General features: G+C 39.4%; 11 protein-coding genes. 3 read left to right on the top strand and 8 right to left on the bottom strand.

Annotation, left to right across the window (positions count from 1 at the left end; genetic code table 11):
* Positions 1 to 88 precede the first annotated feature (88 nt).
* The 3 genes from BW961_RS02270 to BW961_RS02280 form a co-directional block, all read right to left on the bottom strand.
* Positions 89 to 1,204: an aminopeptidase gene (locus BW961_RS02270; RefSeq protein WP_068589578.1), complete on the bottom strand. Its 1,116-nt coding sequence runs from the start codon at positions 1,202 to 1,204 to the stop codon at positions 89 to 91.
* A gap of 116 nt (positions 1,205 to 1,320) precedes the next feature.
* Positions 1,321 to 2,154: a hypothetical protein gene (locus tag BW961_RS02275; RefSeq protein ID WP_068589575.1), complete on the bottom strand. Its 834-nt coding sequence runs from the start codon at positions 2,152 to 2,154 to the stop codon at positions 1,321 to 1,323.
* A gap of 138 nt (positions 2,155 to 2,292) precedes the next feature.
* On the bottom strand, positions 2,293 to 4,317 hold the full coding sequence (locus BW961_RS02280) for a sensor domain-containing diguanylate cyclase (protein ID WP_068589572.1): 2,025 nt from the start codon (positions 4,315 to 4,317) through the stop codon (positions 2,293 to 2,295).
* Positions 4,318 to 4,788: 471 nt separating this feature from the next.
* Between BW961_RS02280 and rpsD the strand changes: the two genes are divergently transcribed.
* Together rpsD and BW961_RS02290 are read left to right on the top strand one after the other, a co-directional pair.
* Entirely contained in the window at positions 4,789 to 5,388 is a 600-nt protein-coding gene (gene rpsD / locus BW961_RS02285) for a 30S ribosomal protein S4 (RefSeq protein ID WP_068589569.1), read from the top strand.
* Between the two features lie 300 nt (positions 5,389 to 5,688).
* A complete protein-coding gene (locus tag BW961_RS02290; protein ID WP_068589566.1) occupies positions 5,689 to 8,781 on the top strand; it encodes a transglycosylase domain-containing protein in 3,093 nt (1,030 codons plus the stop codon).
* Positions 8,782 to 9,026: 245 nt separating this feature from the next.
* On the opposite strand, the gene acsA is transcribed toward BW961_RS02290, so the two are convergent.
* Positions 9,027 to 10,754: an acetate--CoA ligase gene (gene acsA / locus BW961_RS02295; protein ID WP_068589563.1), complete on the bottom strand. Its 1,728-nt coding sequence runs from the start codon at positions 10,752 to 10,754 to the stop codon at positions 9,027 to 9,029.
* A 248-nt stretch (positions 10,755 to 11,002) separates the two neighbouring features.
* Between acsA and BW961_RS02300 the strand changes: the two genes are divergently transcribed.
* The gene (locus BW961_RS02300) at positions 11,003 to 11,635 is read left to right on the top strand and encodes a GNAT family N-acetyltransferase (protein WP_068589560.1); all 633 of its coding nucleotides are present in this window, start codon (positions 11,003 to 11,005) and stop codon (positions 11,633 to 11,635) included.
* A gap of 108 nt (positions 11,636 to 11,743) precedes the next feature.
* Here the strand turns inward: BW961_RS02300 and BW961_RS02305 are convergent, their stop codons facing one another.
* From BW961_RS02305 to BW961_RS02320, 4 genes are all read right to left on the bottom strand, one after another.
* The gene (locus tag BW961_RS02305; RefSeq protein ID WP_280175175.1) at positions 11,744 to 12,451 is read right to left on the bottom strand and encodes a 5'-methylthioadenosine/adenosylhomocysteine nucleosidase; all 708 of its coding nucleotides are present in this window, start codon (positions 12,449 to 12,451) and stop codon (positions 11,744 to 11,746) included.
* Positions 12,452 to 12,668: 217 nt separating this feature from the next.
* Complete coding sequence (gene ccpA / locus BW961_RS02310) at positions 12,669 to 13,682, bottom strand: catabolite control protein A (RefSeq protein ID WP_068589558.1); 1,014 nt, start codon at positions 13,680 to 13,682, stop codon at positions 12,669 to 12,671.
* A 99-nt stretch (positions 13,683 to 13,781) separates the two neighbouring features.
* Positions 13,782 to 14,123: a bacillithiol system redox-active protein YtxJ gene (gene ytxJ / locus BW961_RS02315; protein ID WP_068589556.1), complete on the bottom strand. Its 342-nt coding sequence runs from the start codon at positions 14,121 to 14,123 to the stop codon at positions 13,782 to 13,784.
* A 90-nt stretch (positions 14,124 to 14,213) separates the two neighbouring features.
* Positions 14,214 to 14,666, bottom strand: a complete 453-nt coding sequence (locus BW961_RS02320) for a hypothetical protein (RefSeq protein ID WP_068589553.1) — start codon at positions 14,664 to 14,666, stop codon at positions 14,214 to 14,216.
* Positions 14,667 to 14,733 lie beyond the last annotated feature (67 nt).

Raw genomic sequence — 14,733 nt, forward strand, 5'->3', positions numbered from 1 at the left:
GGATCCCTCCGTAACTTAATTTATTATTATGGTTATTAACTCCATAATGATACCTTGAATCTGCTTTCTGATGCAAGTCATTTATATGTTATTTCAATTGATCAGGGTTAAGTCCCTGAAGCTCAGGAATAACAAACAATCCATCCTTGCGAATTAGGATATCATCGAAGTAAATCTCTCCACCACCGTAATCAGGACGTTGGATTAGCACCAAATCCCAATGGATCGAAGAGTTGTTCCCGTTATTGGTAACATCATAAGCTTGGCCAGGTGTAAAATGTAGACTTCCTGCAATTTTCTCATCAAATAGAATATCTTTCATAGGATGAAGGATGTATGGATTAAAACCAATTGCAAATTCCCCAATATAACGCGCGCCTTCATCTGAATCCAAGATGTCATTAAGACGTGCAGTTTCATTACTTGTTGCTTCAACAATTTTTCCATCTTTAAATGTAAACTTGATATTTTCGAAAGAAATACCATTATATACAGTCGGAGTATTGTAACTAATTGTTCCATTCACCGAGTTACGTACAGGCGCGCTATACACTTCACCATCAGGAATGTTCTTTTCACCCGAACATTTCTCTGCACCAATGTCTTTAATAGAGAATGTAAGGTCAGTACCTGGACTTGTGATACGTACTTTGTCCGTTCTTCTCATAAGTTCTGCAAGGGGATCTTGAGCAACATCCATCTTGGCATAATCAAGGTTACACACGTCAAAATAGAAGTCTTCAAAAGCTTCTGTACTTTTGTTCGCCAATTGAGCCATACTTGCGTTCGGGTAGCGAAGAACAACCCATTTCGTGTGATTAACTCGTTGTTGACTATGTACCTTATGACTATAAATGGAATTGTATAATTTCATTTTTTCTTCTGGTACATCAGACATATCATTTACATTTTCTCCTGCACGAATACCAATGTAACAGTCCATTTTTTTCATGCGTTCCAAATCAAGCTCAGCCCATGTCTCCATTTGCTCCGAGGATGCATGAGTAAACATTGTACGTTGTACTGATTTGTCTGTCAGTTCAACGAAAGAGTTACCACCTTTATTAGCTACCTCTTCAATAATAGCCTTTAGAAGATCTCTTTCATTACCAATCATTTCTATCAATACATTTTCACCAGGTTGCACATTCACAGAATATCCAACCAAATTCTTCGCTAATTTTTGAATTCTAGGATCTTTCATACTTATTTCTCCTCCTTCAAATCTATCCATATCTATTTGAACAACGGTTAATTCTTACACCATTGTACCATGATCGAAGTCCCAAGTCAGCAGGAAATAGCCTGACTACACAAGGTTTACAATTGAAAAGAAACATCGTTCACCACGGTTTCACTCTGTTCATTTCCTTCAAGATCCAGATAGGACATTTTACTTTCCGAAGTCAGCCTTAATGGGAGATCACTTCTAGTATCAATCGTCATATGGTACACAGTACCCACCTTGGCCTGTTTCAACATCGTCTGTAACTGCCTGTTTCCTTGCTGCCAAATGGACTCTAACTCAGAACGGACCTTCAAAGAATACGTCGTTTGTTGCTTGTCCAGTTCATCTCGTAAACCATCCATTTCACTACTTAGTTGCTTGTCTAACCATTTCAGTGCAGCTTCAGATTTCAGTTCAATCCGAAGAACTCTAGTCCCCCTTGAGGCACCCATTTCCTTTGTAATGATCTTATCCAATCCGCTAATCTCTTCTAATTGATCTAATGGATTAAATCTAACAAGAGCCTGATCCGCTTGTTCATTGGCACTTGACGTATGAATCCACCCCCCATTCATACGTCGGAAATCCGCGGAAATAGGAGTTGAATTATTTTTCTCTTTTCGAACCACAGATGCACTTGCTTTCGTTGCAGTTTGCACAGGTAATGTACTTTGCATAGCCAACTCATCATGATTTGTTAATTGTCCTTCATACGAGAATTGTTGTTCAAACTGACGCTGTTCATTCCTCCTTAACGCAGCTTCACCTACAAAGGAAAAGGTCTCACTACCAGCCAAGCCACTTACTGAGACTTGAAATTGCTCTTCAGGAGACGCACTAGTCGAGATCGAGTTACAACCAGATAATAAGCAACATAAACCTGCAATAGAGATCCAAGACCGCAATTTCAAAACACCATATGTCATCCTGATCTGCTCCTCATACGTATATTTATTCCAGTTAAATTTCTCTACATATTGACCACTTTACTTTGCTTTATCGTTCCCTATCTCATCTGGAATATAAAAAAGATTCTATTAAATCTCCAAAAAAAAAAGCACCTTTTACAATCCAGGTGCTTTCGTTATATTTTTATCTTCGGTTTGAATTTGATTACGTCCATTGTTCTTCGCTCGATAAAGTGCCATATCTGCCAAATAAAACAATGAATCAACACTCACTTGATCATCCATCCAGTTCCATTCAGAAATACCACAGGACACGGTTACAGAAGGAGACGTCTCTTCTTCCACACGTCTTCGAATCCGTTCTGCAACAACAATTGCCTGTTTCACCCCAAGTTGAGGTAAATATATAGCAAGTTCCTCTCCACCCCAACGAGCGGCTAGATCACTTTTTCGAATGGATGTTCTGACAATTTCACTGACCTGCTTAAGGATTTTATCTCCTTGCTGATGTCCGTGCATATCATTCACTTGTTTGAATTGATCAATATCCACTACGATCAACGATCCACAGAAATCATGCGTCTGCCTCTCATGGATCACTTCATCCAGATAACGTCGAACATAAAGATCCGTTAATACATCCCGATTAGCCATTCGTTTTACCTCAGCATGTAGCAACGCATTACTCACTGAAAGTGCAATATGAATAGATAATGTTTGAAGTAATCTGTAATTATCATAAGTGAAATAATGTGATTTACGGTGTGATAACAGAATGGCCCCCATTACTTCTCCTTTTACAGTTAGCGGAGCTGCAATAAGTGATTCCGATCCGGAGTATTCCATGAATTTAGAGGGAATCCTCATATTCACCGTGTAACCTGAAAGAATAACCGGTTCTCCTTTTCCATATACCAAACCACCAAAGCCATAATCTTTTTCAAAGACTTCTTTTGCCAGGGCAGGTACGTTACTAGACACGACCTCTAATCCATCCAGTTTCTTATTAAACTGAAGAATACAACAAAAGTCTGCTTTAAAAATATTTAAAAGTTCTTCGTTTGAAAATTGATAAATTTCAGATAAACGAAGACTTTGATTCACCCGCTGTGTTAGCTCATTAATCAATCGTAACTCTTGTATAAGTAAGTTAGACTGCTCATATAACTTAGATTTCTCAAAGGCGGTACCCGCAGTATCGACCAATGTCGTTACTAATTGTAAATCCACTTCATTCAAGAAATCTTTGTCTGCAAGCAAGTAAAACACGCCATATACTCCCTGTGTACCTCCAAGTGGAAATCCTATTTCCAGCTTGTCCTCACCATTCTCCTGTTTCGTTTCCTGAATCGTCAATTTACCATCCATAAAGGTACGCACTCTGACATCATCTTTCCACGTTTGTAGAATGAGTGGTTTGACACGTGGGTTATTACTCTGATGATCTTGTGACATGAACAATTGTAGTGAAGCTGTAGGGTACAGAAAAGCTATACTGTCCAGCACTTCCGTTAATATCATATCGACATCAATTTGATCGTGCATGCGTTCTACAATTTGATACAAGATAGCTGTACGAGCTGCTTCATCGTTAGCCTTTTTTTGTTCACTCATCATATCTTCTACAAATATGTATTCAAATCTTTTGTAGAAACAATTCTGAAAGAGAATTGACATAGAAGAAGCAATTTCCACGCCTCCACTTTCAACTTTCTGCCTTGGAAGAACACACACCATAATAGCGTAGAGTTCTTGATATCCCCTTGTGAACAAAGGAAACAAACAAATCGTATGCTCTTCATTATAAGGACTCAGTTCCGAATAAGGACTCAGTTCCGAATTCCAATCCGCGATGACTTTTATTTGACCTTTTAAGCATTCGTCCAAAAGCTGTGGAGCTTCATTCTTCAGATAATCCGATATTGTAACATCCCCAGTAACCCAAGAACCATCAAATCCTAGAATTGTCCACATTGAATATTCCATCATAGGTTGTGAAGACGATAACTGCTGCCAATCCAAGAAACTTTTTACCAAAAGATGATAGATATAAGGAAAATCATATGTCGTAATGTCCAGATTACTCATCCAGAAATTAACCGATTCTAAGGAGTCTTCCTCCGATTTACTATTTTTAAGAAACCTCTCATGCTTTGAAACGTTACTTTGATATTCTGACATAAAAATATTGCTCCTTTACACTGTTTTGAAAAGGTCATCTGTATGTCACTTTTATGATCCGCGAATAACAAGCAACCCAACAATAAAATACGTCTAAAGACATAAGTTAAAAGAACTAGTATCAATAACCATATTCTACTCTTTCCACGCTATATTTGCACCTAAATTTCATGTATTTATCTAATTTATTAGGACCAAAGCCCTATCGACAAAATAAGACCTTTTTCTAAATATATAAGACTTGACTTTTACCCACATTATCATATAGAATCAATTGTTGAACAAGCGATTTTTTGTTCGAGAGAATTTGGGCGTAACGTTGTGTCACCCTCACGTATTTTGTTACTGAATAGACAGCGGCTGAACTCTCTATCAGTTGTGTTTTGGGCCCATGAGCCGCAGCACATTAAACAAAATACGGCACAAATAGAACCCTACTGAAATTTCAACTATAAAGGAGTCTACTATACAATGGCACGTTACACTGGTCCTAAATTTAAACTAAGTCGCCGTCTAGGCATCTCACTAAGTGGTACAGGTAAAGATTTGAAACGCCCTTTCCCTCCGGGTCAACATGGCGCTAACCAACGCAGAAAAATCAGCAACTACGGTATGCAGTTGCTTGAGAAGCAAAAATTGCGTCACATGTACGGTTTGGGTGAGAAACAGTTTAAAACACTTTTCAACAAAGCTCAAAAAATGCAAGGTATTGCTGGTGAGAACTTCATGTTCCAATTAGAAAGCCGCTTGGACAACTTGGTTTACCGTCTAGGTTTCGCAAATTCCCGTGCAGGAGCTCGTCAATTGGTATCTCACGGTCATATCACTGTAAACGGTAAGAAAGTAAACATTGCTTCTTACATGTTGAACACTGGTGATGTTATCGGTCTTCGTGAAAAAAGTCGTGGTCTTTCTTCTATCAAGGAAGCTCTTGAGAACCGTAGCCACCTTCAAGCGTACTTGGAATTCAATGATACAGCTTTAGAAGGTAAATTCATTCGTTTCCCTGAACGTTCTGAATTGTCACAAGATATCGATGAGAAACAAATCGTCGAATTCTACAACCGTTAAGATCTAGTTCAGACAAGCCTGGAACTCATGTTCCAGGCTTTTTTTCTGCGATAAATAACTGGCATTTCACTTCTTGTTGCTAATACTCCGATATTTCTCACTATTTCATCAACACATCCAACATTTCGCATAATATCTTACAACAATCCCCTTTCACTTCATGATATAATATAGAGATGTGTACCTACACTCTCTCAAATCAGTCCTCTTTTAGGACTATTTTAGCGGTCGTAGGATAAAGAGATTCAAATGTCGCTTTTTATGCTATAATAGTTCCGTTAAAAGGAGGCACTACTACGAATGGTTGAAACAAATAAAAAGGTACCTAAAAAAGAGCTCCGTTCGAAAAAATCGATTGGACGTATACTAGGAAGTACGCTACTTTGGTTAACTGTCTTCATCATCATGGGGGCACTGTTTGTGGCAGGTGCTGGATTCGGCTATGTTTCTTCTATCGTTCATGATGAACCTGTACGAACAAGGGCTGAAATATTGCAGAAGATGAGTCAGAACTCCATTACTGGATTCGCCTATTTCAGCGATGGTCAGGCCATTGGCCAACTCCGTACAGATGAGGATCGACGGCCTGTGGAGTATGAAAAAATCCCTTCGATAGTGAAAGAAGCCGTTATCGCCATTGAAGATAACAATTTCTTTACGCACATGGGGGTGGATATGAGCGGTACACTGCGGGCGGTTAAGGAAAGAGTGCTCAATGAATCTGTCCAAACAGGTGGAAGTACACTCACGCAACAACTTGCCAGACGCGTATTTCTTAATCTAGATCGGACAGATAACCGTAAAATCAAAGAAATGCTTCTCTCTTTACGGCTCGAACGTATTATGACCAAAGATCAAATATTTGCAGCTTATCTGAATAAGGTACCTTTCGGTAACGGCGCAAATGGTTACAATGTCTATGGTATCAAAGCTGCTGCAAAGGGAATTTTCAATATTGGTGACTTAAACAAAATAAATATTGCTCAAGCTGCTTATTTAGCAGGTCTGCCGCAACTCCCATCTAAGTATTCCGCATTTAATGGGAAAGGCGAATTCAATCCAACTGCATTCCAACGTGCAATGGACCGACAAAAGTTAGTATTACGCCGTATGCTTGAAGAGAATAAAATTACGAACGGCCAATATAATGAAGCTGTTGCGTTCGACATCAAATCATCTCTAGCTTCTCAAACGGAAAAAGCTTATTCTACCTTCCCTTATCTCATGATGGAAACGGAACGAAAAGCATCAGAAATTCTGATGAAATTAAATACCACATCTTCTGAGGAAATTGATCCTACCACTAAAGGTAATGCCGATCTTTTAGAAGAAGCCAGACTCCAACTAACGACTGGCGGCTATCGCATTTATACTACCATTAATAAGAGCGTCTATAATTCGATGCATGCCATTGCTGAGAACGACGATAACTTCAGTCCTGATAGTAAAACTAAAGGTATGGAGCAAACAGCCGCTATGATGATAGATAACAAAACCGGAGCTATTCTAGGCATGATTGAAGGACGTGACTTCTACCAGGAGCAAATGAACTACGCTACACAAATGGTGCGCCAACCAGGATCGGCCATGAAACCAATTGCAGCTTATTTACCAGCGCTTGAATCAGGAGCTATTCAGCCCGCTAGCATTGTGGATGACGCACCTATTATTCTCAAAGATGGCCAAAAAGGATTCCATATCCCTAAAAACTCATCGGGAGGGTACGAAGGTCTCATCACAGCTCGTTATGCACTCAATAAGTCCAAGAATACGATTGCATTGAAATTATTTAATAATGTCATAACTATTGATAAAGCTTGGGAATTTGCGAAGAAACTTGGAATTACAACGCTTGAAAAAGAGGATTATGGTGCAACAACAGGCGTGCTCGGCGGCTTAGCACATGGAGTATCTGTTGAAGAACTGACGAATGCCTATAGTTCAATTGCTAACCACGGGACATTTCTAGATGCTTATATGATTGAGAAGATTACGGATTCAAATGGTGCGATCGTCTATCAGCATACACCAGAACCTGTCAAAGCTTTTTCTGAACAAACAGCTTATCTCATGACGGATATGTTACGTACTGTTATTACTGAAGGTACTGCAAGTAATGTTAAGAAAAATTATAAACATTGGAAAACGGTTCCCATCGTTGGTAAGACAGGATCGACGCAGAACTACGCTGACGTATGGTTTGTAGGTTATTCTCCAGATATCACTCTTGGAGTCTGGGGCGGCTACAAAGAGCCTATAAACGCGTTAGAAGGTAACCAGAGAAAGAATGCGCAAAACATTTGGACTCTCATCATGAATGAGACGATAGCGAAGAAACCAGAGCTATTTGTCACGAACGCATTCGAAAGACCTACAGGAATTACAACGAAAACAGTGTCAGCATACAGCGGTAAACTTCCAACATCACTTACTAATAAATTTGTGACGGACTTGTTTAATGCTAAATATGTTCCTAAAGAAAGTGATGATGGGATCGCTAAGGCGAAATATATTACGTATAATGGCGTGAATTATATCCCTCAGGATACTACGCCAGAAGATATGTTAAAAGAAAAGGTTGTTATTAAACGTGAACATCCTATTCAAGACTTAATTAAAGAGCTTCAAGCCGCATTCACCATTATGAAAAAGCATGAATCTTTAGAATATTATTTACCTAAAGACGCAACAAGTGATATGCCAACGCTAATCGATCCAAGAGTGGATGATGGTAACATCCCTACATCACCTAGAGATGTTATCTTCTCCCTTAATAATGGATCGGCCAAGATTAACTTTAGTCGTAGTGGATCGCAGGATGTCGTGGGATATCGTCTTTACCGGTCATTAAATGGTAGTCCCTTTGTATATCAAGGAACTCCTATATTTAGTGATGATCCTAGGGTATTCACAAGTACCATTTCCACAAGTGGCATTTATGACTTTTACGTTACAGCAGTTGATGTAGCTGGTAAAGAATCGTCACCGAGTGCGATTGTTGGGAGTGGTGGTTACCAACCACCTACTGAACCCAATGGCACCATCCCTGGAGAAGTGATTCCTCCTGATGAGACAGATCAAGGCACTCCAATTGATCCACCGGTTGATGAGACTGTCCAGACGATCCCTACATCCCCTGGGCAGCCCGCTATGTTGGCTACAGAGAGTGGTATTCAGTTGAACTGGGCTACTAACAGTAGTGATCTGGTAGACCACTACAATATCTATTTCAGTAAGGATCAGAATGGACATTATGAACAGTTAGGTTCAAGCCAATCAACGTCTTATTTATTCAATATCAATGTCCCTATCTCAGGATGGTTCCGTGTAACAGCTAACAATAGTATCGGAGAATCCATGCCTTCTTCATCGACCTATTTCGAGAGGAAATAGCCTGCTTATCACTCTAACAGACAGTACAATTGAACTGTCGCTAGACTAGAATAGTTTAATCTGTCGATGCACACCTATTCGTTATGTTACCAAAAATGATCAACTACAAATAGCAGGTTAAGGGGTTACCCTTTACCTGCTATTTTGATTTTCCGGTCGATTTCACAGCATCTATTTTTCTCCAATATAAAAAGGGTATCCCTAGCCATTTCATCAATGACTTTTGGGATACCCCTTATTATTATCTAATCCTCAATCGTAGATAGATCACCTGTTGGAAGATTAAGCTCCCATGCCTTCAGCACGCGACGCATAATTTTACCAGAACGGGTCTTAGGCAGCTTCTCCTTGAATTCAATTTCTCTAGGAGCAGCATGTGCCGATAATCCTTCTTTAACAAAACGATAAATATCTTCTTTCAATTCGGGTGATTCAACATATCCTTCCCGAAGTGAGATGAATGCCTTAATAATTTCTCCTCGTATCGCATCTGGTTTACCAATAACGCCAGCTTCAGCTACAGCAGGATGTTCCAATAGTTTACTTTCCACTTCAAATGGTCCTATCCGCTCCCCTGAAGAGTTAATCACGTCATCGATTCTTCCTTGGAACCAGAAATAACCTTCATCATCCATATAAGCGGAGTCGCCTGAGATGTACCAGCCCTGCACTCGGAAATATTCTTCATATTTATCAGGATTATTCCAAATGCGATTCATCATGGATGGCCATGGTGCCTTAATCGCTAAATTACCCATAGTATATGGAGGTACTGTATTTCCTTTGTCATCTTTAATCGTAGCTTCTATTCCAGGAAGAGGACGTCCCATTGAACCCGGTTTAATTCCCATCCCTGGATAGTTACATATCATTTGAGCTCCAGTTTCAGTCATCCACCATGTATCATGAATTCGTTGCCCATAAGTCTTATATCCCCAACGTACAACTTCAGGGTTTAAAGGTTCTCCCACAGAGAGAACATGTCGTAGACTGCTAAGATCATATTGCGATATAACTTCATCTCCTGCACCCATCAGCATCCTGAAGGCTGTTGGAGCACTATACCACACCGTTACTTTATATTTAGCGATAGTTGAATACCAATCCTGCGGACTGAATCTTCCACCACGAATGACATTCGTCACGCCATGAAGCCATGGAGCAAAGATACCATACGAAGTACCTGTTACCCAACCCGGATCTGCCGTACACCAGTAAACATCATCGTCACGTAAATCTAGTACTACTTTACCTGAGAAATAATGTTGAATCATAGCATTCTGAACATGATACACGCCTTTTGGTTTACCCGTAGACCCTGAAGTATAATGTATGATGAGTCCGTCATCACGATTCAACCATTCGAGCTCCAACTCTTCAGACGCTACTTCCATTTCAGCATGATAACTAATCACAGAATCATCCGGATTCTCTAATTCACCTACAACAATGATATGCTTTAAATCTGGTGTTTCTGATTTGGAAATTCTACCTAATAACTGTGGCGTTGTAATCAAAGCTACCGCACTACTATCTACTAAGCGATCTTTCACCGCTGTCTCCATGAAAGCTTCAAATAAAGGACCTACCACCGCACCTATCTTAAGAATCCCAAGCAAACAAATATATAACTCTGGACTACGGGCCATAAATATGAAAACACGGTCCCCTTTACCAATACCTTGTTTACGCAGGACATTCCCGAACTGATTCGATTTATCTCTTAATTGTCTAAAAGTATATGATTCTTCTCGTTTAGCATCACTATATATAAGCGCGATTTTATCTCCTCGTCCTGCCTCTACATGCTGATCAATAGCTTCATACGCCATATTACACTTGCCTGTTTCATACCATGTAAAATGACGTTCAACATCTTCCCAATTAAAATCTTTGTAAGTTTGCTCATAATCGTCCATATTGGTTAAACTGTTAACACTAGGTAGTAACTCATTATTATGATTGATTTCCATCCGCCTATATCCCTCCGATAGTTAGCTTCTTAGCTATACTTAAAAAAACGCTTACAATAATCGCTATTTATTGTCGTATAGGATCGCATATCTAGTAAACTTCTGTCATAATAACAATTATATTAGCAATATTATATGTGACTAAATTATGTCAAAATGATTATAGCATAGGTATTAAATCCCTGTCATCACTTTTCATTTAATTATTTATTTGTTATAAGTAGATATAAAAGGAAGGAGACACTGCTATGGATCACCTTAAACACTATCATATTCACTCTGTTCCCTTTCTTGAGCGTAGCCTCATCATTGAAGGTCCTGTTCCTGCCGAGACTCTATTACAATTCACGTTGCACCCTGATCTTGATGCCTTTCGTCGTCCCAAGGAACAACACGTGGCTTTAATTGAAATTGCCGGCCTACCAGAAGGACGGATTATCATCACCCGCGATGAAGATACTATTGTTGGATATGTCACATTCCATTATGCAGATGAGCAGGAACGTTGGTCTCAAGACCATATGACTGATTTAATAGAGCTTGGTGCCATCGAAGTAGCTGACGAATACCGTTCATTAGGTCTTGGCCAAAAAATGATTAAAACGGCCTTTGAAGATAATCAAATGGAACAATATATTGTATTTACAACAGAATATTATTGGCATTGGGACCTCAAGGGCAGCGGCCTTAGTGTATGGGATTATCGTAAAATGATGGAGCGACTGATGAAAATCGTTGACATGGAATGGTATGCTACAGACGATCCTGAGATATGCTCTCATCCAGCCAATTGTCTCATGGTCCGAATGGGAAGAGATGTTCCTCTCTCTTCAAAAGAACAATTCGATCATATCCGATTTCAACAACGTTTCATGTATTGACCTTTTGATATTTTCCAAAATAATAAAAAGCCCTCACTCTTCCTACTAGTTCAGCGTTTAAGGCGCTAAATCACGGTCAGAAGGGTAAGGGCTTTTATGAAAACACTTTTATATATGACTAATTATATATTCTAGAATAGCATGTGAGCGTTGCGATGCTTCAATGGTAAATTCAGCAAAATTGACATGGGCCGATCCATCCGCCTTATCAGACATCGAACGAATAATGACAAACGGAACACCGTTCATATAGCACACTTGTGCAACCGAAGCACCTTCCATCTCCACACAAGCGCCATCCAATTCTTCACGAAGTGAAGCAACCGTATCTCTACTTGCGATGAATTGATCTCCAGATAGCACTTTCCCCAACTTGTAATTTCCATTTGAGATTTCACGACAAGCCTGTTCAGCTAGATCTACTAATTGTTTATTCGCAGGAAATGCAGAGATCTCTTGATAAGGAATAACACCACGAGGGTAACCTAGTGCAGACACATCCATATCATGCTGAATACACTCGGTAGAGATTACGATATCACCAATGTTCAAATCAGTATGTACAGCTCCCGCTACACCTGTAAACAATACTTTAGAAACTCCGAAGTGATCAATCAAGATCTGTGTCGTAACCGCTGCATTTACTTTACCGACACCAGACTTACATACAACGACCGATTTACCTTGAAAGGTCCCTTTAACATAACGTATACCCGTTCTTGTTATTTCCTCACTTTGTTCCATTCCAGCCAACAACAACTCTATTTCTTCATCCATCGCACCAATCAAACCTATAGTTAATTCATTTGTGTTCAAGTCTATGAACCTCCTTTATCTGATTACCCTTATTACTCGTACTATGCTATATCATTCCACTCAAGAAGAAACGGCTACACCGTCCCTTAAGGGCGAGTATCCGTCTCTTCGAAAATATAAGAAGTAGCGTATCAAGTGAACCTTATACTTTTTTATATTTTTAAAAAAAGCCCCTTATCGGAGCTTTCAATAAAACCGATGTTATGATATTACAATCTTAGTCCTCATTAACATGACTAACCGAGAGTCGGAGAATTGTTTCATGCGGTAGAATAACCCGCGGATTATCAACATTCTCTTTCTTCATTAGTTTTGTCAGAAGGCGCATGGCCACAGCACCCAAATCATACATAGGTTGAGCTACTGTTGTCAGTTGCGGTCGTACCATCGATGCCATATGAATGTTATCTACACTAATAATAGAGAAATCATCTGGCACTTTAAGTCCTTCATCTTGGATACTATGTATCGCTCCAATGGCCATCTCATCTGTTGCAGCAAAGATTGCAGTCGGTTTCTTTCTTAGACCAAGGAAGTATTTCATAGCCTCTACACCAGATTCATAACGATAATTACCAATACGGACCCAGTCTTCCCGATAATCGATTCCTGCTTTTTCTAACGCTCGCTTGTAACCCTGGAAACGGGAAAATCCATTCGCTGGATCCTGTAGTGTTCCACTAATCATCCCAATTTCACGGTGTCCATGTCGAATCAACGTATTCACAGCATCAAACGCAGCAGCTTCATGGTCAATATCAACCGAAGGATAGTTACCGTTCACATCACTAGTTGCACAGAGTACAACCGGTACTGCAGATGTCTGGAAGGCTTGAATATGTTCTTCTGTTACAGTTCCGCCCATGAACAACAATCCATCGACCTGTTTCTCCAACAAAGTGTTAATAACACGTATTTCTTTTTCTTTCTTCTTGTCCGCATTACATAGAATGATATTGTAATGGTACATATTCGCAATATCCTCTATGCCCCGAGCAATTTCAGCAAAAATAGAATTCGAAATATCAGGAATTACAACGCCAACCGTTGTAGTCTTCTTACTCGCAAGGCCTCTCGCCACAGCGTTCGGACGATATCCTAAACGTTCAATCGCCTCATATACTTTCTTCCGGGTCTGTGGCTTAACGTTGGGGTTGTTATTGACAACCCTAGATACCGTAGCCATAGATACGCCTGCCTCACGTGCCACATCGTAAATGGTTACTGTCAATTTCTTTCGCTCCATTATAAATAAATTTTCATTCGTTCAACCTAATATTATTAATATTACGACAATTTAATGCTTTACGCAATGATAGCGCTTCATCAACTATAATAACTCATCTTTTAGAGCATGAGATGTAATATAAGAATGGGATGTATTCCATATCGGATTACCACCACTCACTAGAATAACTTGTGGTGATGCATGTTGGATACCGATCAGTTCAGCAGCCTCGAGAGAAACCGGACGATCTTCGACGACATAAATCATTCGATAATCTATGGACTCATTAGGTTCATCCTCCAAATAGGACGTTACCTGTTGATAAGCAGCTGCACTAATAGGACAACGAGTGCTATGTTTGAATAAAAATAGAGGTCTATCATGTGAAGCTCCCAATGCATCATTTAACTGTTCAATAGAAGTCAGTCTTGTCATTGTAGCCATTCGATATACATCCTCCTCTAGCATGGTATGCTTTTACTATCGTAACAAAAACAGACGGAAAAAGCTAATAATCTACATGAAATATACCTATTATTTATGGGAATGAACTTTATCTCGATCAAGTTCTACCAACAGACTCGAAAGTTGACTTAATCTTTGTCGAAGATCCTCTAACCAAATACTATCTTGTATACTCTCCGCATGTTGGAATAAATCAAGTAATAGATTAATCCGATCCTTTATAGCAGCTTTCATTGCATTCTCCATATCTGCAGAAGAGGACTCATACGTCTCTTGTAAGAACACATCGTAGATAATTTGTGATATCTCATTCACTTCTGTGAAGGATCTCTTTTTCTTACTTGACTCTTTTCCAAGATCTCTCACATAGTCCGTCAATACAGATTTAACAGGTGGAAAAAGATGATACGCAGAACACGCTTCACATGCTCGCATGGGTACATGAAGAATTTGTACTTTACCTGCGAGAATTGTACGCAACTCTAGTCTCATCCATTGACCGCAATGACATTGTGTATCCATTATTAACACCTCATATATTTCTATATATATCTTGAGAAAATAATAAATAAGTTGCTATCCATCTATT

The sequence above is a fragment of the Paenibacillus macquariensis genome, from assembly GCF_900156375.1.
GTDB classification, from domain to species: Bacteria; Bacillota; Bacilli; order Paenibacillales; family Paenibacillaceae; genus Paenibacillus_AQ; species Paenibacillus_AQ macquariensis.

Coding starts and splice junctions, on each gene's coding strand:
- BW961_RS02270 (WP_068589578.1), bottom strand. CDS start 1,204: ATGAAAGATCCTAGAATTCAAAAATTAGCGAAGAATTTGGTTGGATAT.
- BW961_RS02275 (WP_068589575.1), bottom strand. CDS start 2,154: ATGACATATGGTGTTTTGAAATTGCGGTCTTGGATCTCTATTGCAGGT.
- BW961_RS02280 (WP_068589572.1), bottom strand. CDS start 4,317: ATGTCAGAATATCAAAGTAACGTTTCAAAGCATGAGAGGTTTCTTAAA.
- rpsD (WP_068589569.1), top strand. CDS start 4,789: ATGGCACGTTACACTGGTCCTAAATTTAAACTAAGTCGCCGTCTAGGC.
- BW961_RS02290 (WP_068589566.1), top strand. CDS start 5,689: ATGGTTGAAACAAATAAAAAGGTACCTAAAAAAGAGCTCCGTTCGAAA.
- acsA (WP_068589563.1), bottom strand. CDS start 10,754: ATGGAAATCAATCATAATAATGAGTTACTACCTAGTGTTAACAGTTTA.
- BW961_RS02300 (WP_068589560.1), top strand. CDS start 11,003: ATGGATCACCTTAAACACTATCATATTCACTCTGTTCCCTTTCTTGAG.
- ytxJ (WP_068589556.1), bottom strand. CDS start 14,123: ATGGCTACAATGACAAGACTGACTTCTATTGAACAGTTAAATGATGCA.
- BW961_RS02320 (WP_068589553.1), bottom strand. CDS start 14,666: ATGGATACACAATGTCATTGCGGTCAATGGATGAGACTAGAGTTGCGT.